Raw genomic sequence first — 17,821 nt, 5'->3', positions numbered from 1 at the left:
CCGCCGGTGCCGCCCGGCCGCGCGTTCGGCCCGGGCCTGCGACTCGGCGTGGGCAGCGGCCTCCTGGCCCAGGCGCTCGGCGGCGCCCGCCCGCTCGCCCTGCTCTCGCTCCGCGAGCCCCACCGCGGTGGCCAGCTCCCCGGCCAGGCGGCGCGCGCCCGTCTCCTGCGCGGTGACGCCTGCGGCGGCCCGGTCGCGCTCCTCTCCAGCGGCGGCGAGCGCGTGCAGCCGCGGGGTGGCCTCCTCGGCGAACGTCATGTCCGCGAGCAGCTCCGGACGCTCGGCGAGCCCGGTCCGCACGCCTTCGAGGATCTGCGAGACCTGCCCTGGCACCTCGGGGTCGACGATGAGCTCCAGGAGGTACTGCACGAACTGGTCGGCGCCCCGGAACTGGAACTGCCCCTCGATCCCTCCCTCCGTGGCGTTCATCTGGAGGATCGGGGTGAAGATCGCGGTGTCGAGCCCGTGCTCGTCGAGCAGCCGCCGCCAGCGGTCCGGCTCCTTCGTGACCGACGCGCCGCAGCCCGGGATCGCGTCCCACTTGCGCACGGCCGCGGCGAACTCCTGCAGCGCGGTCTGCTGGTCGCCGGTGCGGAAGGGCAGCAGGTCCAGCTCCGCGCGCCCGTCGGCGGGGCTGAAGACGTACCAGCGGGCGTTCAGCCGGTCGTGGTCGCGGTTGGGGTCGGCCGGCTGGGTGCGGTCGGCCCACTCGTAGACGGCCCCGGTGACGAGCCGCCTCCCGCTCGGCCCGGACCACTCCACCACCACGTGCGCGGTGTCGGAGCCGAGCACGTAGTCCTCGAGGTGCTTGCCGGTGGCCGCGGTGGCGAGGAAGTCACGCCGCCCCGGGCGGATCAGCGCGCAGATCAGCGACAGCACCGTGGATTTCCCGCCGCCGTTGCGCAGCCACAGGATCGTGTCGAGCGGGTGGCCGTCGCCGTCGCGGAAGTCCAGCTCCACGTCCAGGAACCGCGCCGCCGACGGGCCGATGCGGTCCAGCCGCACCCGCCGGATCTTCCACATGACGTCCGCGGCGATCATGGAAGCTCGCCTTCTGGCCGGGCTCCGTCGGGCCGGGACCCACGGCGCGCCTCCCGCAGCGCCTCCAGCGCCGCGCTGCCCGCGCTGTCGGCCACGAGCAACCGGAAGCGGTCGGTCAGGTGGTAGGTGTCGGGGCCGAGGGTGGGCGCCTCGCGAGCCGCGCCCTGCTCGACCAGCCAGGCGCACACCTCCTCCACCGCCCGCAGGGTGCAGCCCCGCGCCCGCCTGCCGGTCTGGGTCGGCACGAACGACGGCAGGTCGGCGTACACCTCGGCGGCCGCGCGGGCCCGCCCGTCGAGGCCCGCGTCCGGCGGCTCCAGCGCGGCGATCGCCGCGCGCAGGAACTCGTCGATGCGGATCACGTCGATGAGCTTCGTCTCGGGGTCGTCGAAGTCGACCTCGTTCGGGTACGCGTACGCGGCGATCCCGACGAGGACCAGCCCGAACACGAGCTTCTCGTCCTGGTCCATCGAGCGCAGGTCACCCAGGCGCGTGGCGAACGGGCCGCCCGGCTCCGGGACCAGCACGATCCCGGCCCGCGGCGTGCCGAGCACCTCCAGGCTCAGGCCCTCGGCCATCGTGTCGACGACGTCCTTGAACCGCAGCTCCGACCGGTACCGGTCGAGCAAGGTGCGGTAGTCGCTGCCCTCGACCGGCCGGGCCCGCCTGGCCAGGCCGAACGTGATCAACTCCGCCGCCGCGCGGACGTCGGTGAGGTCGGCGGCCACACTCGTCACGCGGTCACGTCCTCGGTCACCCCTTCGGTCTCGTCCGCGGCGTAGACCGCAGGGCCGCGCCGGGACAGGATCAGGTCCCGCCCACCCGCCAGCGCGTGCCGCAGCGGCGTGCCGTCGTCGTGGGCCACGAGGCCACCGGCCAGCAGCCCGACCTCCGCCCCGGCGTCCTCGTCGGTGCTGGTGGGGTCGACGGGGTCGGGCGCGAATGCCCACAGCGCCGACAGCATCACCAGCTCGGCCACGTCGGGGCCGTCAGCGTCCGAACCCGCGTGCGAACACACGTCGTCGAGCAGCGCCGAGAGCCGGACCGGCCCCTCGTCCACCCGTCCGAGCACGTCCTGGGCCACGTCCATGACGGCAGCCGGGTAGCCCTGCGGGTCCTCGCCCGGCACCGGCTCGTCCCGCTCTTCGGCCTCGGCCGGAACGGGCTCGGGGACGCGCGGCACGGCCCACAGCGCGTCGAGCAGGTCGTCGAACCGCACGAGCCGCGGCACCGTGACACCCAGCGCGCGGTTCCCGAACCCCTCCACGACGGGCGCCGCGTCGGCGACGGGCAGGGCGAGCACCGGGCCGAGCACGTCCTCGCCCACGGTGAACATGCGCAGCCGGCGCCGCCGGGCGATCCGCTGCCGGACCTGCGCGGCGAGGAAGACCTCCCGCGCCCCGACGAGCCTGCGCTCCAGGTCGAGGTGCACCTGCTTGGCCCGCCCGACGAGGTCGACGATCTGCCCGGACACCGCCCGCACGGCGGATGAGGTCTCCGCGTCCAGGCCACCCTGCACATGTTCGAGCAGCCGGTCGTCCTCGGCGATGCGCACCTCGACGTGCCTGCGGGCGCGGGTGAGCCGCTCCGGGAGGTCGGCGGCCCAGTCCGTGGACCCGACGTCGCGGCGGGTGGCGTCGAGCAGCTCGGTGAGCGTGGCCGAGAGCCCCACGCTCGCGCGCTCGGCCTGCGCCGCCGTGCGCGCCGCGGCGTCGAAGCGCTGGTCCTCCAGCTGCCGCTGCAGGACGTGCGCGAGCGCGCGGTCGGCGTCCTCCAGGTCCACGTCGAGGCCGTGCAGGTAGAGGGTGATCGCCTGGTCGCTCGCCGCGAGCACCGCGCCGAACTCGGTGTCGCGCAGCGAGAGCAGCCGGAAGCTGTAGGGCTCCCATCGGGCACCTGCGTCCGAGCCGATCTCGGCGAAGTAGTAGGTGAACCGGCGCTGCTCGTGGGCGTCGTTGAGCAGGCCCTTGAGCACGGCTTGGGCGACGTCCTGCCACTCCTGCGCCCACTCCTGCGCCGGCCGCATCCGGGCGGCGAGGCTCGTGAGGGTGTCGACGACCTCGTCCACGGTGGTCTCCCGCGCGAACCCCATCGACCCGACCACCAGGTCGATCGCGGCGAGGGCGAGCTGGCGCAGGTCGTAGGCGGAGTCGTCGATCCCGGCGTGGGCGGCATTGCGCACGAGCCGCGCCACCGGGTCGGTGAGCACGAGCGAGCGCCATCGGGAGCGGGCGGAAGCGTCGGCGGTCGGCGAGACCAGCGCGCCCCCCGTACCCGTCATCGGCCCCTGTCCGCGCTCGGTCCACGTTCGTGCTCGGGCGTACCGCTCACCGGACGCCGCAGGCAGCGTAGGCGACTGCTCCGCGCTGCCGATGCGGGGCGTGATCGCACCTGGCAGCCGCGGGTACGCGCCTTGCGCCCCACACCCCCGGGGAGGATGGTGGTCAGGCGCGCCAAGGCGCCCGAGGCGCACGGCTGGCCCCGGATTCGATCAGTGGGACGGCTGATGGGGCACGGGTTCCAGGCGCGCCGCCATCGCTCGCCACCCCGGGGGGCCGAGGTGGAGGTCGACGTGGAAGAACCGTTCGACCTGCTCCAGGTAGCGGTCTCGGAACCGCGCCCCGGCGTGGTCGTGGTCGCCCCGGTCGGAGAGGTGGACGTCGCCACCTCGGGGATGGTCCGGGAGGCCGTGTCACACGCCCTCGACTCGCGCCCGCAATGCATCGTGGTCGACCTGAGAGGCGTGACGTTCTGCGGGTCGACCGGGCTGGTCGTCCTCCTGGACGCCCGGAACGCGGCCGAGGACGCCGGCGTCGGGTTCGGCACGTTCGGGGGACGGCAGATCGTGCGGCGGGTCCTGGAGATCACCGGCCTCGGGCCGCTGCTGCGCCATGGAGAGGACCTCGACCAGGCTCTCGCCGCCCAGCAAAGCTGGTAGGAGGGCGGGCGGCCCACCTACACAGGCAGCACGAGGTGCCTGCCCATCCCCGTGCCTACCCTGTGCGGGCAGGTGTGAACCCGAGTCTCGGAGCCCGGCATGACGACGACGACCCCACCCGCGCCCGTGCAGGCGCTGCTCGACGCGGTCAACCGCGGCGACACCGACGCGTTCCTCGGCTGCTTCACCAATGACGGCGTCGTCGACGACTGGGGCCGCGAGTTCCAGGGCGCGCAGGCGATCCGGGCGTGGAGCGACGGCGAGCTGATCGGCGTGCAGGCGTCGCTGGAGGTGACCGGCGTGTTCGAGCGGGACGGGACCGTCACGGTCACCACCCAGGTCGGCGGTGCCGGGTTCAACGGGCCGAGCCACTTCGCCTTCGATCTCGACGGCGACCGCGTCTCGCGCATGACGATCCGCGCATAGGAGCGCCCTGAACAACTCGGCCCTACTGCGCGACGCCCAGGCAGGCACCTCGCGGCGTTGGACGGTCGGGCCGATACAACAGCGGTATCGGCCCGACCGTCCGCCTTGCGATGCACCCACCTGGACGCCGCTCGCTACGGGCGGAGTTGTTCAGGACCCTCCTGGCGTCGCCCATCAACGCGACGCCGGTACTCGGTCATGAGCCTGCCGAGCCTGTCCCACTCGGCGCGGAAGGCGTCGAGCTTCTCGTCAGGCGGCAGGAAGGCACGCTTGGACTCGATCGTGCACAGACAGTGGCGCTGGTTCCACATGTCGTGCCAGTACAGCCAGCCGCAGTAGCCGCAGTACCTCGGGTCGATCGGCGGGCCGACCTCCGGGCCGATGAACTCCATTTAGGAGGGCGTCCATCGCCATACGCCGTGCTCGTCCCGTGTGCGCTTGACCCGGTGACGCGGAGGCTGGTTGCCCCGCAGCCGCTTGATCAGGGAAAGCGTGAAGAGGCGCGGCCAGTTGGGTAGCCGCGGGTCGCGCCGATCGCGCCGGCCCACGTCCGCAATCGCCACCTTTCGACACCTCCAGCAAATCGGACATCCGCGAGTAACAGCCGTAGACTAGCGTAGTCTGAGCCAGACAGCGTGGATGCACCGCAGTCAGCCGTAGATAGCGCAGACAGGCCATGACGCGCGACATCAGCGGCATACGGTGACGTGGTGTCGACCGGCCCCCTGCTCACGACGTCGCAGCTCAGCAAGCGGCTGGGAATCTCGGTGCGGACGTTGCAGCAGTGGCGGGTGGACGGCTGGATCAAGCCCGAGCTCGTGACCGTCGGAGGTCAGGCACGGTGGGATGAGGACAACGTGAAGGCGCAGCTCCGGGAGCTGGCCGAGCGGCAGCAGTCGGAGGACTGACCGACGCCCGGACGTACCCTCCCTGGCATGCACACCTGCACGCTCGAGGAGCTGGCCGAGGCGGCGGCCTGCGACCCGGCCGACGTCGCCGTGATCGTCGCCGAACTGGTGGACCTGGACGACGACGTGATCCCGGACTGGGTCATCGCGGAGGCCCACAACATCCTGCAGCCGCTCTGTGAGCGGACCGTCCCGGAGCCCTGGGGACACACGGGTACGGACATCGACTGACCGGAACCGGTCAGGCGCGGTGCCAGCGCACGACGTCCACGCGGACGTCCTCCAGGCCACCGCTGTCGAAGTCGCGCCGGAGCCGGTCGGCTTCGATCGTGGCGGTGAGCCCGTCGTACGGGCCACGGGCGTCGACCTCGCCCGTCTGCGGATCACCGGCGAGCACCGCGTACCCGTCGCACTGGGAGAGGGCCTCCATCGCCTTCACGAGGATCACCTCATCCGGCGTGCCGTTGTTCTCCAACCGGATCACCTCCAGCACCCGCCGCCCGGTGGTCAGGGTTACCCCGAGGGGTGGGGGCGCGAATCCGCGTCATCGGGAGTGAACCCGATTGGCGTCATGCATCCTGGCCGGGCAGGGGCGCACCGGTTGCGCGGAGGGTCCACCGCTCGGGGCCGCCGCGCAGGTCGGTGGCCGACAGCGGAGCGACGTCGATCCGCCAGAACGCGGCAGGCGGCGCACCGAGCACCGTCACCACCGCCGCACGCACCACCGCCGGGCCGCAGACCACGAGCGCCCGTCCGGGAGGCGGCGCGGCAAGCCACCCGGCGACGCGCGCGAGCAGCGCATCGAGCGACTCGCCGCCGTGCGGAGCCGCTCCGGGATCGGTCAGCCACGAATGGACGTCGGCCGGACAGGCCGCCGCGACCTCGTCGAGCGTGTGGCCCGCCCAGGGACCGAGGTCCCAGCCGCGCAGCCGGTCATCGGGGTCGGCGTCGACGCCGAGCGCCGTGCAGGTCTCGTGGCACGCGCGGTCCGGTGCTCGCAGGACGTGGTCGGCGCGGGGCAGCAGCGCGCGGGCCGCGGCAGCCGCCGCCCGGCCCCTCGGCTCGAGCGGGTCACCTGCAGGGAAGGCGGCGGCCGCCGTCGCCCGGGTGGAGGCGTGAGACAGCAGCAAGGCGCGCGACGTCACGCACACACCGCCTTGACACTCCGCAGGGCGGACAGAACACTCACCTGAGCAGTTCATCAGATGTGCATTCGTCCCGCCTCCCGAGGGAGTCCCCGTGTCTCAGGCTGCCGCCGCGCGCCCGATCGTCGTCCCCGCTCCGATCCCGCTGCGGGAGATCGCCCCCTGGGCGCTGTTCGCCGGGGTGCTCCTCCTGGCGCTGATGTACGTGGTGGGCATGGACCAGGGCGCGACGTCGGTGTTCTCCGGGGAGATGCTGCACGAGTTCATGCACGACGGCAGGCACCTGCTCGGCTTCCCCTGCCACTGATCGGCGGTCGCCGTCGTGGTGCGGTCGCTGCTGGTCCGCGGCATGGTCGCGGGTCTCGTCGCCGGGATCATCGCCTTCGTCTTCGCCCGCCTCGTGGGTGAGCCCGCGCTGCAGGGCGCGCTCTCCTATGAGGACGCGCTCGCCGCGGCGTCCGGGGAGAGCGGCGGCGTCGCGCCGGTGAGCCGGGGCACCCAGAGCGGCATCGGCCTCGCCGTCGCGTTCCTGGTCTACGGCGTGGCGCTCGGCGGCATCCTCGCGCTGGTGCACGCCACCGTGCAGGGCCGCGTCGGTGCTCTCGGCGTTCGCGGGACGGCCGTTGTCGTCGCGCTCGTGGGGTTCGTCTCCGCTGTGCTGGTGCCCTTCCTCAAGTACCCCGCCAACCCGCCCGCCTCCAGCATCGACGGCACCATCGGCACCCGGACGGGCTCGTACGTCCTGCTCGTCGTGCTGTCGGTGGCGCTCGCCGCGGCGGCGGCCGTGGCGGCCCGTCGGCTGCGCACCCGCCTGGGCTGGTGGAACGCGGTGCTCGCCGCCGCCGGCGGATACATGGTGGTCGTCGGGCTCGTCGCGGTGCTGCTCCCGGCCGTCGCCGAGACGCCTGCCGACTTCCCCGCCACGGTGCTCTACGACTTCCGGCTCGCCTCGCTCGGTGGGCACGTCGTGCTGTGGACGGTACTGGCGCTGGTGTTCGCCGAGTTGGCCTCCCGGTCCGTTCGCGCCGCGACCCAGCGGGTCACGCAGGCCTGACCTGCCCCATGATCGTCCGCGCGGCGCTAAGGAGCGCGCTCCTCGGGCTCCTCCTCGCCCTGCTGATCCTGCCGTTCGGCGGCAGCGTCGCGGCGGCCCACGGCGTCGCGGACCCGGAGCCGGGGCCAACCCTCCCGCGTGTGCTGTCGGTCGAACCGGCGGTGGCGGGCCTGTCGGTCACCGTGGTCGAGGGCGGCCTGCGGCTGCGCCTGGACAACCGGACCGAGGCCGCGGTGGACGTCCGACCGCCGGCCGGCGCGGGGCGCGGCCCTGAGCCCGTGGTCCCGGCGGGCGGCTCGGCGGCGTGGGCCGACCCGCGGATGACCGGGGACGGCGGGTGGGCGGTCCCGCTCCTCGTTGGCGACCGGGCGGTGACCGTGCGCGGCGACCGGGTCCACCCCGCGCAGCCACAGCCGGTGCCGTGGTGGTCGGCCATCGTGTTCGCGGCGGCGGCCACGTTCTGCGTCGGCGCCCTCGCGGTCGAGCGCGGCCGCCGCAGCCGGGCCGCCGCGGCCGTCGCGGGCCTCACCGTGCTCGTCGTGGGCGCCCACGTGGTCCACGTGCTCGGTTCGGCGTCGGTGCTCGCCGACCCGCTGTCCCCGGGAACCGTGCTCGGCGCGGCCGGGCCCGGCCTCGTCTGCTGGCTGCTCGGCGCGGCCGGTGCGGCCCTGACGCTCACCCGCCAAGAGCTCGGGCTGCCGACGTGCGCGTCGGCCGGGGCGATCGCCGCGCTGCTCACGGTGTTCGACACCGCCGGGTTCCACCGCCCCGTGCTCGCGTTTGCCTGGGCGTTCGACGTGGACCGGCTGACGACCGTTGTCACCGTCGGCGCGGGTGTCGGCCTGTTCCTCACCGGCTGCGCGGCGATGCGCACCGCAGGTGGCCGCGAGAACGCAGTTGCGCTGATCGAAAAGACCCGTTGATCACCACAACCTCGTTCTCGACGGACGGTCGGGGGGTGCACGTATCCTCCACCCGTGCACGCGCAGTCGATCGAGTACGAGACCGTCGCGGAGAACGCCACGCCCGACGTTTCGCCCGTGCTTTACGTCCTGCCGTCGCCCTCCGTCGACGACCCGCCTGCCGAGCCGGTACGCGCCGACGCCTCGGCGCCGCTGCTACGCCCCGACGACCTGGGCGTCACGCGGGGCGACGGCATCTTCGAGACGATCAACGCCGTCGGCGGCCGCCCACAGGCGCTGGAGGCGCACCTGGCCCGCCTACAGCGTTCGGCGGCGATGCTCGAGCTCCCTGCCCCTGCCCTCGACATGTGGCGGCGCGCGGTCCAGCACGCGGTGGCGGCGCATCCGCCCGTCCCAGAGTTGCTGCTCAAGCTCGTGATGACTCGTGGCGTCGAGGGCAGCGGCCGCTGCAGCGGCTGGGTGGTCGCCTTCCCCAACTCCGACTTCAGCCGCGAGCGCGCCGAGGGCATCGCCGTCCTCACCCTCGACCGCGGTTACCCCGCCGACGTCATGACCACCGCACCCTGGCTGCTGCAGGGCGCGAAGACGCTGTCCTACGCGCTCAACATGGCCGCGCTGCGGCACGTGCGGGCGCTCGGTGCCGACGACGCCGTGTTCGTCAGCTCCGACGGGCAGGTCCTCGAAGGGCCCAACTCGACCATCGTCGCGAAGCTCGGCCACCGGTTCGTGACACCCCCGAACGATCTGGGGATCCTCGCCGGCACCAGCCAGGCACGGCTCTTCGAATGGGCCCAGCGGCGCGGGATGTCCGCCGCCTACGACCGCCTCACCGTCGACGACCTCCACCGCGCCGACACGCTCTGGGTCTGCTCCAGCGGACGGCAGGCGGTGCCGGTGCGCTCCCTCGACGGCGTGCCGCGCACCTGGGACGCCGACCTGCACGCCGCCGCGCTCGCCCACCTGCTCACGGCATAGACGGCAGATTCCGGACCGCCCAACTGACCGGATGGAGAACCCGATGACCGACCGCCGGCCGGCGCTGAGGATCGACTGGAACCTCCCGCCGGGCCTCACCACCACCCGCTGTCCCGACTGCCTCGGCCAGGGTTCGGTCATGGTCGAGCGCTCCTACGCCGCGTCCGACGGCGTGGGGATGATCCGGGTGCCCGCCCAGTGCAAGGGCTGCCGGGGCAAGGGTTCCTTCCCCGGCATGCAGCCGCCCGTGTAGCGGTCCCTGCACCCAGCTCAGCGAAGACCTCGGCCCGGCCCCCGGCGATCCCGCGCCCGCCGCGCGGGCACCCTGGTTGTCCGCTACCCGGGTCGGGCACCCCTGCGCCGACCGCGGGAACGCCGTGGACCTGATGGCCGCAATGCGCCACGGCCGATAACGGCTGCTCCGGGGGCGGCGAGCCCTTCCCCGTCGAGAACGCGCCTCGCCTGGATGACAGGGGACGACGATGCGCACACGAGCCGCAGCGTTGATCTGCAGCACCGTACTGGCCCTGCTGGCGACGCTGGCGTCGACCGCGTCCGCGCAGGCCCAGCTGCCGGGACCCGGCACGGTGCCACCCCACTGCAGCAGCCTGCAGGACTGCTACGGCTTTGAGCAGATGGCGGCCTTCTACGACGAGATGACCGTGTGGATCGGGGAGTTCTCGAAAGCCACGTACCCGGACATGTCCGCGCCGAGCTACGTCTACGTCAAGTCCAGGACCATCGTGCCGTCCGCCTGCGGCGTCGTCATGGACTCTTCGGCCTACGCCTACTGCAGCCTGGAAGACAGCGTGTACGTCGGCCAGGACCAGCTCTGGGCGTTCTACTCGAAGCTGGGCGACGCGGCGGCGGCCATCGGTATCGCCCACGAGTGGGGCCACCACGTGCAGCATGTCCTCGGCGTCGCGCCGGTCGGTCGGAACGGCGTCATCGCGCTGGAGAACCAGGCCGACTGCATCGCCGGTGCGTGGGTCGGATACATCGACGGTCTGGGCAGGCTCGAGCGCGATGACCTCAACGACATCAACGCCATCCTCAAGCTGATCGGCGCGGCCGAGGGCCCCGGGCGCGACCACGGCACACTCGCGGAGCGCACGGCGGCGGTGCAGACCGGTTTCAGAAGCGGCCTGACGGGATGCAACTCCTTCTTCCCCGGGCGGCCGGTCCTCGCCTGATCCCGCGTGGGGATTTCGCCGTATTGTCAGCGACCCCGCATCGTTCGCGGGACTTGGCTAGCGTGGCGGGGTGGGCCTGCTGGGGAGGGCGACAGAGTCGCTGCGTTGTCGTCCCTATGTTCTGGACACTGCCCTGGCAGTGATCGTTTACGCGGCGGCGTTGCTCGTGCCGTTCGTGCGCCATGCCAGGGTGGAAGTACCCATCGCATACACGGTGGCGCTGGGAGCATTGGTCTGCGGTGCGCTGGTGTTCCGGCAGCGCGCTCCTCGCGCCGTTCTCGCCGTCTGCGTGGCGGGGTTGGTGGCCTTCCTCGTGCTGGGCGGAGACCGTAGCCCGCTCGAGCTGGCCCCTGTGATCGCGCTGTTCACGGTGGCCTCGCGTAGCGCACGCCGGACTGCGTGGGCTGTCGGCGCGCTCGTCGCTGTCACGCTCGTTTCGGCCAGTCTGTTCTCCGGCGACTCATGGGACCTGCTGACACAGGTCGCCTGGGTCGGCATGGCCACCGCCGCAGGAGACGCGGTGCGTAGCCGCAGGTCCTACGTGGCCGCCATCGAGGAGCGCGCGCGCCGAGCGGAGGAAACCAGGGAGGAGGAAGTCGAGCGCCGGGTGATGGAGGAGCGGCTGCGCATCGCCCGCGACCTGCACGACATCCTCGCCCACCACATCGCGCTCATCAACGTCCAGGCCCAGGTGGCCGCGCACGTGCTGGGGAGCGAACCTGAGCAGGCTCGTCAGGCGCTGAGCCATGTCCGGCAAGCGGGTAAGGAGGCGCTGAGCGAGCTGCGCACGACGGTGGGTCTGCTGCGCAGCCCGGGCAGCGGCGAGGAACTTTTCACCGAACCATCGCCCGGCCTGGACCGCCTGCCCGACCTGGTCGCCTCGTTCACGGCAACAGGACTGAAGGTGGACTTCCTGGTGGAGGGCGCCCCAAAGCCGTTGCCTGCGCCCGTGGAGCTGGCGGCGTTCCGCATCGTGCAGGAGGCGCTGACCAACGTCAGCAAGCACGCGCCCACGTCCACCGCGACCGTGCGGATCTTGCACGCCCCGGCCGAGATGACCGTGGAGGTCACCGATGACGGCCCCGGCGGGCTCTCCCTGGGCGCCGGCCACGGGCTGATCGGCATGCGAGAGCGCGCCCTATCGTTGGGCGGCATGTTCACCGCCGGACCAATGGCCGACGGTGGGTTCCGCGTGCATGCCATGGTCCCGCTACCGGAAGGCGAGGTCTCGTGACCCTCCGGGTGCTGTTGGCCGATGACCAGGCGCTGGTCCGGGCCGGGTTCCGGGCACTGGTGGACTTCGCTCCCGACCTGGAGGTGGTCAGCGAGGCCGCCGATGGCCGCGACGCCGTGCGACTGGCGCGGGAGACCAACCCGGACGTCGTGCTGATGGACATCCGCATGCCCGGGATGGACGGGCTGGCTGCGACCCGGGAGATCACCGCAGACGAGGCGCTGGCCGGGGTCAAGGTGCTGGTTCTGACCACTTTCGAGATCGACGAGTACGTCTTCGCCGCGCTGCGGGCGGGTGCCAGCGGTTTCCTGAACAAGGGCGTGGAGGTCGACGAACTACAGGAGGCTATCCGGGTAGTCACCAGGGGGATGCACTGCTTTCGCCGTCAGCGACCAGGAGCCTGATCACGCGCTTCCTCGCCGGCCCGGGCGCGGCCGTCGAGCACCGGCCCGAGGACCTGGCTGCGCTGACCGAGCGCGAGAGAGAGGTCATGGTCCTGGTGGCCACGGGGCTCACCAACGACGAGATCGCCGATCGCCTGGTGATCAGCAGGGTGACCGCCAAGACCCATGTCAATCGCGCCATGTCCAAGCTCGGCGCGCACGACCGCGCGCAGCTTGTGATCATCGCCTACGAGACCGGCCTGGTCCGTCCGCAGAGGCGGTAGTTGACCTCGCGCGCCTCCTGCAGCAAGCGTGAACTTTGCAACCTTCTCGCCGGCTCCTCTGACCTGCGAGGATGCGAACGGGGGATGCGGTGCGTGCGGCCGACGTGGCCTCGGGGGACGATCCCAGCGGAGGTGGTGATCACTCTCTGTATCTACGTGAGAGCGTCCCGCACTGGTGACCACTAGCGGAGGTAGCAACCGCGGTGCAGCAGTGGGGCGCAGATCATGTTTTGCTCGGGCATCGCCACGGCCCGTCGGTGCGAAACCCGATCGACCGCGGTCTCCGCACCTCACTGGCCCGGCCAAAGCGCACGCCGAACTCCGGTGCCGTCCCGTCGCAGGTTCGATCCCGAGGGCTCGTACAGCATCTACAAACACCCGAGCTCGTGCCGAGCTGGTGATCTCTGCAGTGGTCGGAGTCGCCGCCCGGCGCGCACGAGCCGATCTGCACGCCCGGCTCAGGTGCAGCCGAGCGCGACGCGATCACCAGAGTGCTCGGCCGGCTCGATCGCCTGCCGCTGTCTCACTGCACTGCTTTCGCGTCAGCGACAACGGCCGGCTGGAGGTTTCGTCGGTGGTGGTCGAGCCGTGGTTCCTCAACGCCGAGCCGTTCCGGCTTCGGCTGTCCTCAACGCCCTAACCAGCCCGCATGCCTTCCTCGGCGGCAACGTCAGGCTATGTAGCGAACACCGCCAGCGAGCTGAACGTGGCCTTGCGCTGCTTGCGCTGTCACTCCACCCGCACGCCGTGGTCACCCTTGCTGACGCTGCACGCGCCCTCATCGAGGTCCCATGCGGCGCGAGCGGTAAGGACTACCTCGGTTACCTCCCTGATTCCCGTCTGCACTCCGCCCTGGCCTCCGGGCTAGCGAGATTCGCGACCTTGATGGCACCCGATTCGCGCACGACCCGGCCGGAGTCCGGGCTGCGATCGTGCGGCTTCGTGCGCGCTCCTCTGCCGACTGACCCGAAGAAGGTGCTTGAGACAATGGATTGAGCATGAAGGAGGACGGGGTCTGTGAGTAACCACGAGGTGCTGCCGCTGCACGGGCAAGTCGCCCAGGCTGTCGCCGAAGCGATCGAGCGTGCGCGTCCCGAGCTGGCGGGAGCCGACCCCGTGGTTCGTCGATCGGAGCGGGCCGACTTTCAATCCAATGCCGCGCTCGCGCTGGCCAAGCGGGCGCGCATCAAGCCGGCCGACCTCGCTGCAGGCATCGTCGCTGCCCTCGACGGCGGGGCGGTCGGCTCGGTCGAGGTGTCCGGGCCCGGGTTTCTGAACATCAGCGTGCCCGACCGCGCGTTGTGGGGGCAGGTGGCCGCGCGGCTGTCCGGCCCACGCTTGGGTGTCGGTGCCCCAGAGGAGGGGCGGCGCACGGTCGTCGACTACTCGGCGCCGAACATCGCCAAGGAGATGCACGTCGGGCACCTGCGCACCACGATCATCGGTGACAGCCTCGTGCGGGTGCTCGGCTTCCTCGGTGCCGAGGTGTTCCGACAGAACCACCTCGGGGACTGGGGCACCCAGTTCGGCATGCTCATCCAGTTCCTCGACGAGCACCCCGAGGCCACCTGGCACCACGACGAGTTGTCCGGCGGCACCTCGGCCGTATCCGCCCTGGATGAGCTGTATAAGGCCGCACGCAAGAAGTTCGACACCGACGAGGCGTTCGCCGACCGCTCTCGCGCCCGCGTGGTCTCCCTGCAGTCCGGTGACCCCGCCACGCTCGCGCGGTGGAAGGAGATCGTCGCCGAATCCGAGAAGGCGTTCCGCGACATCTACGACCGGCTCGACGTGCTGCTCACACCCGAGGACTCGGTCGGCGAATCGTTCTACAACCCGATGCTCCTCGACACCATCACAGAACTCGTCGACGCGGGGATCGCTGTCGACAGCGAAGGCGCGTTGGTGGTGCTCTCACAGGAGGTGACCGGACCGGACGACAAGCCGGTGCCGCTCATGGTGCGTAAGCGCGACGGCGGCTACGGCTACGACACCACCGACCTGGCCACCATCCGCTACCGCATCCACGACCTCAAAGCGAACCGCCTGCTGTATGTCACCGACTCCCGCCAGGCCCTGCACTTCCGGTTGATCTTCGAGGCGGCCCGTCGTGCCGGGTGGCTCACCGACGGCATCGACGCCACTCACGTCGCCTACGGCACCGTGCTCGGCCCCGATGGGCGCCCGTTCAAGACCCGCGCCGGTGGCACCGTGCGGCTGATGGACCTCCTCGACGACGCAGTGGCTCGCGCCCGCGCGGTCGTGACGGAGAAGAACCCCGACCTGGATGCGGCCAAGCTCGACCAGATCGCCGAACAAGCCGGAATCGGGGCGGTCAAGTACGCCGACCTGTCCATCTCGCGGGTCAAGGACTACGCCTTCGACGTCGACCGCATGGTCTCCTTCACCGGTAACACCGGCGTCTACCTCCAGTACGCCCACGCCCGCATCCGCTCGATCCTGCGCAAAGCCGGCGATCCCGAGGTCACAATCGACCCGACCATCCCGCTCGAGCCCGCCGGACGGGCGCTCGCCCTCGAACTCGACGAGTACAGCGCCACCCTCGCCGACGTCAACGACACACTCGAACCGCACCGCCTCTGCGGCTACCTCTACGACCTTGCCCGCGACTTCACGACCTTCTACGAGGCGTGCCACGTCCTCAACGCGGAGGAGCCCGTCCGGAGCAATCGGCTCGCGCTCTGCCAACTCACCGCCCGCACCCTCAAACACGGCCTCGGGCTCCTCGGCATCACCGCACCAGAACGCATGTGACGGCCTTCCACCATCGCAACCCCGACGAAGAAGAAGAGCCGCAGTACTGAGAACGCCAACGGCCCGGTACGAACCCTGGATGCGCCGCGCGATACAGCTCGCCCAGAAGCTTCCGGAACCTGGCGCGGGCGACCAGCCTGTCGGCGCGGTCGTCTACGACCGTGACGGGAACGAGATCGCCGCAGCCCACCACGACCGCGAACACAGAGCCGATCCCACCGCCTACGCCGAGATCCTCGCTTGCTCGTGGTACTGCACCTGCAGTACGGGCAAGAGCCTGCGTCGGGACGATGACGAGCCGCTTCCTCGAACGCGATAGTTGAGGAGTACGACCTCGCGATTGGGAGCTGTATGAGCAAGAATTCGCGCACTGCTGTGCAGCGCACCGGATCGGTCAGCGGATCCGAGCGTGGTCAGCGTGCTCGCGGCCGCCGGATGAACACGGTCCTGCTCGTTGTCGGCCTGCTGTTCACGGCGTTCATCTCATTCCTGTCGCATGAATGGGGGGCGACGTGGCACTCGATCGTCGGGATCGGCGCGCTCGGTGTCATCGCGTGGCACGTGTACTCGCAGCGACGCTGGGTGAGGTCCGCGACCAGTAAGCGCATGGCGCACGCCGAGCGCAGACTCGTGATCTTCAACACCGTGCTGGCCGCGACCTTCATCATCGCCATCTTGTCGGGCTTCCCGGTATGGCTGGCAGGTGCGGGCGGCCTCATCGAGAGCGTTCATTCGATCTCCGGAACGGTTTTCCTGCCGGTGGCGATCGGCCACCTGTTCCTCAATCGCCGCCGCATCAGTGTAAAACTGCGTCGCCGCCCCGTCACCGCGTGAGCGGCAGTTCGACGGCTGCCATTACGACGGGCATTTCACAGCCGCGACCTTTCATCTACCACGGTTGAGCCGCCATCGTCGAGCCGTGAGCAGTTGTCGGTGAGCGCCCCGGAACGGGTTCCGGGGCGCTCATCTCACTGGTCGATCGCGACCATGCCCGCGGGGACACCGGCGATCTCGACCTGGCGCCAGATCGGGCGCCGGCGCGGCAGCTCGTGGTAGTGCCGCAGCCCGGCGATGCCGCCCAGCCAGCCGGCCCAGCCCGGGTACGGCGGGTTGGCGGGGTCGAACCCGCTGTGCACCATGGTGAGCCGGGTCTTGCCGTCCGAGCCTTCCAGCTCCCAGCTGGTGGTCTCGCCGTCGGCGAACCGCAGGCTCGCCTTGCGGCCCGGTTCGAACTCGACGAACTTGGCCCCGCCGGGATCCAGCTCGAACCCGCCCATGGCGAAGCGGCCGCCCACATAGGGCTCGATGTCTACGTTGGCGCCGAACCACTTGCGGAACACTTCCGGCTGGATCATCGAGTCGAACACCGTGTCCGGTGCCGCGTCGATGACGACCGACGCGCGCAGTTCGCTCGACGTGAAGTCAACCTTCGGGGTCAGCTCGCGGCCGGCCAGATAGTCGGCCAGGTTGGCGATCGCCAGCGACCAGAACGTCTGCAGCGCGCCACGGGCACCGGCCTTGTCAGCGATCACGTCCTCGAAGCTGGGCAGGTCGCTCTGGCTCAGCGTGACCAGCGTGCCGTCCTCGTCCTCGGCGAGCTCGAACTGCGTCGTGGTCTCGACGCCGTCGAGGGTCCAGGCGAGCCGGATGGTGCGCTCGTCCACGTGCAGCACGCGCTGGTGCGGCTGCGCGCCGTCCGGCGTGTAGCGGCCCCAGAACTCGTACTTGCCGGGTAGGTCGACGTCGGCGTGTTCGGCCAGCCACACGCGCAGCGCGGACGGGTCGGTCAGCGCCTCGTACGTGACCTTCAACGGGGCCGGAACGACCGCGCGTAGGAGCAGGTCAGGCTCGGTCATCGGGATTTCCCTTCGGGTAGCAGGCGACGGCCAGGCGGAACGCGTCGCCTTCGGCACCGCCGTAGCGGGTGAACAGGTCCTGCAGCGTCTGTTGCAGCTCGTCGAGGAACGCCTTGCGTTGCTCCGGGCGTACCCGGATCTCGCCGGACACGCCGATCGAGGGCAGGTCGGGCCGGGTGAGGTCGAGCGCGGCGACGTCCGCCTGCACGTCCTCCATCAGGTCGACCAGGTAGCCGAGGCTGAGTCGGTCGCGGGTCTGGCGCAGCCCGATCCGGCCCACCAAGCCCGGGGACAGCCAGTAGGACCGGCCGGCCGCTTGGTAGATCCCCTCGTGGATCCCGCGCACCCGGCGTTCGGCCACCTGACGGACCAGGCCGGCCTCCAGTAGGCGCTTCACGTGGTAGTAGACCCGCTGCGGGGTCTGGTCGAGCTCGACCGCCACCTCGGTGCACGATCGGGGCTCGGCGAGATGCCGCAGCACTTCGATCCGCGGCGGCTTGAGCAGGGCCTCAGCCTGCTCGATCTGGTCGAGGTAGATGACGTCTCTCATGACGAAAATTAGTCTTTACGTAAAACAACTTTTTGTCAATGGCTCCCGGCGAGGCTGGGCGTTCTTGAGCCAGGCCAGTACCCCGGGGTGATCGACCCGCACACGCGACGGCGAGCGCGACGCGCCGGACCACCGA

At 71.0% G+C, this 17,821-nt stretch carries 21 protein-coding genes and 2 pseudogenes; 15 read left to right on the top strand and 8 right to left on the bottom strand.

From position 1 onward, the window contains the following. From ABD143_RS19830 to ABD143_RS19820, 3 genes and pseudogenes are all read right to left on the bottom strand, one after another. Nucleotides 1-1,041 (bottom strand): annotated as a pseudogene (locus ABD143_RS19830) (hypothetical protein); the annotation flags it as partial. Then, on the bottom strand, nt 1,038-1,778 hold the full coding sequence (locus tag ABD143_RS19825; RefSeq protein ID WP_343980270.1) for a hypothetical protein: 741 nt from the start codon (nt 1,776-1,778) through the stop codon (nt 1,038-1,040). The gene ABD143_RS19825 and the pseudogene ABD143_RS19830, both read right to left, overlap by 4 nt. Next, on the bottom strand, nt 1,775-3,322 hold the full coding sequence (locus ABD143_RS19820; protein WP_343980267.1) for a hypothetical protein: 1,548 nt from the start codon (nt 3,320-3,322) through the stop codon (nt 1,775-1,777). The genes ABD143_RS19825 and ABD143_RS19820 overlap by 4 nt, the downstream gene beginning before the upstream one ends. A gap of 291 nt (nt 3,323-3,613) precedes the next feature. On the opposite strand from ABD143_RS19820, the gene ABD143_RS19815 reads away from it, so the two are divergent. Together ABD143_RS19815 and ABD143_RS19810 are read left to right on the top strand one after the other, a co-directional pair. Then, nucleotides 3,614-3,979 carry an STAS domain-containing protein gene (locus tag ABD143_RS19815; protein WP_343980264.1) on the top strand — a complete coding sequence of 122 codons (366 nt, stop codon included), beginning with the start codon at nt 3,614-3,616 and terminating at the stop codon, nt 3,977-3,979. Nucleotides 3,980-4,078: 99 nt separating this feature from the next. Further along, entirely contained in the window at nt 4,079-4,405 is a 327-nt protein-coding gene (locus ABD143_RS19810) for a nuclear transport factor 2 family protein (protein ID WP_343980262.1), read from the top strand. 134 nt (nt 4,406-4,539) lie between these two features. Here the strand turns inward: ABD143_RS19810 and ABD143_RS19805 are convergent, their stop codons facing one another. Further along, nucleotides 4,540-4,797: a hypothetical protein gene (locus ABD143_RS19805; RefSeq protein WP_343980258.1), complete on the bottom strand. Its 258-nt coding sequence runs from the start codon at nt 4,795-4,797 to the stop codon at nt 4,540-4,542. 318 nt (nt 4,798-5,115) lie between these two features. On the opposite strand from ABD143_RS19805, the gene ABD143_RS19800 reads away from it, so the two are divergent. Then, on the top strand, nt 5,116-5,313 hold the full coding sequence (locus ABD143_RS19800; RefSeq protein ID WP_343980255.1) for a MerR family transcriptional regulator: 198 nt from the start codon (nt 5,116-5,118) through the stop codon (nt 5,311-5,313). Between the two features lie 27 nt (nt 5,314-5,340). Then, nucleotides 5,341-5,544 (top strand): hypothetical protein, encoded by a 204-nt coding sequence (locus ABD143_RS19795; RefSeq protein WP_343980252.1) that lies wholly within the window; start codon nt 5,341-5,343, stop codon nt 5,542-5,544. A gap of 10 nt (nt 5,545-5,554) precedes the next feature. Here the strand turns inward: ABD143_RS19795 and ABD143_RS19790 are convergent, their stop codons facing one another. Both ABD143_RS19790 and ABD143_RS19785 read right to left on the bottom strand, forming a co-directional pair. Next, nucleotides 5,555-5,806 carry a hypothetical protein gene (locus tag ABD143_RS19790; protein ID WP_343980249.1) on the bottom strand — a complete coding sequence of 84 codons (252 nt, stop codon included), beginning with the start codon at nt 5,804-5,806 and terminating at the stop codon, nt 5,555-5,557. A 76-nt stretch (nt 5,807-5,882) separates the two neighbouring features. After that, on the bottom strand, nt 5,883-6,458 hold the full coding sequence (locus ABD143_RS19785) for a histidine phosphatase family protein (RefSeq protein ID WP_343980246.1): 576 nt from the start codon (nt 6,456-6,458) through the stop codon (nt 5,883-5,885). 94 nt (nt 6,459-6,552) lie between these two features. Here ABD143_RS19785 and ABD143_RS19780 point away from each other — a divergent pair, with 94 nt between their 5' ends. The 11 genes and pseudogenes from ABD143_RS19780 (at nt 6,553) to ABD143_RS19730 (ending at nt 16,113) form a co-directional block, all read left to right on the top strand. Beyond that, entirely contained in the window at nt 6,553-6,765 is a 213-nt protein-coding gene (locus tag ABD143_RS19780; protein ID WP_343980244.1) for a CbtB domain-containing protein, read from the top strand. Between the two features lie 15 nt (nt 6,766-6,780). Next, entirely contained in the window at nt 6,781-7,512 is a 732-nt protein-coding gene (locus ABD143_RS19775; RefSeq protein WP_343980241.1) for a CbtA family protein, read from the top strand. Between the two features lie 8 nt (nt 7,513-7,520). Continuing rightward, nucleotides 7,521-8,435 (top strand): hypothetical protein, encoded by a 915-nt coding sequence (locus tag ABD143_RS19770; protein ID WP_343980237.1) that lies wholly within the window; start codon nt 7,521-7,523, stop codon nt 8,433-8,435. A gap of 54 nt (nt 8,436-8,489) precedes the next feature. Continuing rightward, on the top strand, nt 8,490-9,410 hold the full coding sequence (locus ABD143_RS19765) for an aminodeoxychorismate lyase (protein ID WP_343980233.1): 921 nt from the start codon (nt 8,490-8,492) through the stop codon (nt 9,408-9,410). A 43-nt stretch (nt 9,411-9,453) separates the two neighbouring features. Beyond that, nucleotides 9,454-9,663: a hypothetical protein gene (locus ABD143_RS19760; protein ID WP_343980231.1), complete on the top strand. Its 210-nt coding sequence runs from the start codon at nt 9,454-9,456 to the stop codon at nt 9,661-9,663. A gap of 229 nt (nt 9,664-9,892) precedes the next feature. Next, a complete protein-coding gene (locus ABD143_RS19755) occupies nt 9,893-10,603 on the top strand; it encodes a neutral zinc metallopeptidase (protein ID WP_343980228.1) in 711 nt (236 codons plus the stop codon). A 70-nt stretch (nt 10,604-10,673) separates the two neighbouring features. Further along, entirely contained in the window at nt 10,674-11,837 is a 1,164-nt protein-coding gene (locus tag ABD143_RS19750) for a sensor histidine kinase (RefSeq protein ID WP_343980225.1), read from the top strand. Beyond that, nucleotides 11,834-12,504, top strand: a pseudogene (locus ABD143_RS19745) (response regulator transcription factor). The gene ABD143_RS19750 and the pseudogene ABD143_RS19745 overlap by 4 nt, the downstream one beginning before the upstream one ends. A gap of 1,017 nt (nt 12,505-13,521) precedes the next feature. After that, nucleotides 13,522-15,279 (top strand): arginine--tRNA ligase, encoded by a 1,758-nt coding sequence (gene argS, locus ABD143_RS19740; protein WP_343980222.1) that lies wholly within the window; start codon nt 13,522-13,524, stop codon nt 15,277-15,279. Between the two features lie 79 nt (nt 15,280-15,358). After that, on the top strand, nt 15,359-15,598 hold the full coding sequence (locus ABD143_RS19735) for a tRNA-specific adenosine deaminase (protein ID WP_343980219.1): 240 nt from the start codon (nt 15,359-15,361) through the stop codon (nt 15,596-15,598). Between the two features lie 32 nt (nt 15,599-15,630). Continuing rightward, complete coding sequence (locus ABD143_RS19730; protein WP_343980215.1) at nt 15,631-16,113, top strand: hypothetical protein; 483 nt, start codon at nt 15,631-15,633, stop codon at nt 16,111-16,113. Between the two features lie 134 nt (nt 16,114-16,247). Here the strand turns inward: ABD143_RS19730 and ABD143_RS19725 are convergent, their stop codons facing one another. Both ABD143_RS19725 and ABD143_RS19720 read right to left on the bottom strand, forming a co-directional pair. Then, entirely contained in the window at nt 16,248-17,135 is an 888-nt protein-coding gene (locus tag ABD143_RS19725; RefSeq protein WP_343980212.1) for an SRPBCC family protein, read from the bottom strand. Beyond that, nucleotides 17,122-17,685 (bottom strand): ArsR/SmtB family transcription factor, encoded by a 564-nt coding sequence (locus ABD143_RS19720; protein WP_343980209.1) that lies wholly within the window; start codon nt 17,683-17,685, stop codon nt 17,122-17,124. The genes ABD143_RS19725 and ABD143_RS19720 overlap by 14 nt, the downstream gene beginning before the upstream one ends. Nucleotides 17,686-17,821 lie beyond the last annotated feature (136 nt).

It is taken from the genome of Pseudonocardia aurantiaca (genome assembly GCF_039526725.1).
Classification (GTDB): Bacteria; Actinomycetota; Actinomycetes; order Mycobacteriales; family Pseudonocardiaceae; genus Pseudonocardia; species Pseudonocardia aurantiaca.
The sequence above is the reverse complement of the archived record's forward strand: the minus strand, read 5'-3'. Positions and strand labels throughout refer to the sequence as shown.

Bases quoted from the DNA above. Each gene is read 5' to 3' on its own strand.
- ABD143_RS19730 (WP_343980215.1), top strand. From the start codon at position 15,631: ATGAGCAAGAATTCGCGCACTGCTGTGCAGCGCACCGGATCGGTCAGC.
- ABD143_RS19755 (WP_343980228.1), top strand. From the start codon at position 9,893: ATGCGCACACGAGCCGCAGCGTTGATCTGCAGCACCGTACTGGCCCTG.
- ABD143_RS19805 (WP_343980258.1), bottom strand. From the start codon at position 4,797: ATGGAGTTCATCGGCCCGGAGGTCGGCCCGCCGATCGACCCGAGGTAC.
- ABD143_RS19795 (WP_343980252.1), top strand. From the start codon at position 5,341: ATGCACACCTGCACGCTCGAGGAGCTGGCCGAGGCGGCGGCCTGCGAC.
- ABD143_RS19810 (WP_343980262.1), top strand. From the start codon at position 4,079: ATGACGACGACGACCCCACCCGCGCCCGTGCAGGCGCTGCTCGACGCG.
- ABD143_RS19770 (WP_343980237.1), top strand. From the start codon at position 7,521: ATGATCGTCCGCGCGGCGCTAAGGAGCGCGCTCCTCGGGCTCCTCCTC.
- ABD143_RS19760 (WP_343980231.1), top strand. From the start codon at position 9,454: ATGACCGACCGCCGGCCGGCGCTGAGGATCGACTGGAACCTCCCGCCG.
- ABD143_RS19820 (WP_343980267.1), bottom strand. From the start codon at position 3,322: ATGACGGGTACGGGGGGCGCGCTGGTCTCGCCGACCGCCGACGCTTCC.
- ABD143_RS19720 (WP_343980209.1), bottom strand. From the start codon at position 17,685: ATGAGAGACGTCATCTACCTCGACCAGATCGAGCAGGCTGAGGCCCTG.
- ABD143_RS19735 (WP_343980219.1), top strand. From the start codon at position 15,359: ATGCGCCGCGCGATACAGCTCGCCCAGAAGCTTCCGGAACCTGGCGCG.
- ABD143_RS19725 (WP_343980212.1), bottom strand. From the start codon at position 17,135: ATGACCGAGCCTGACCTGCTCCTACGCGCGGTCGTTCCGGCCCCGTTG.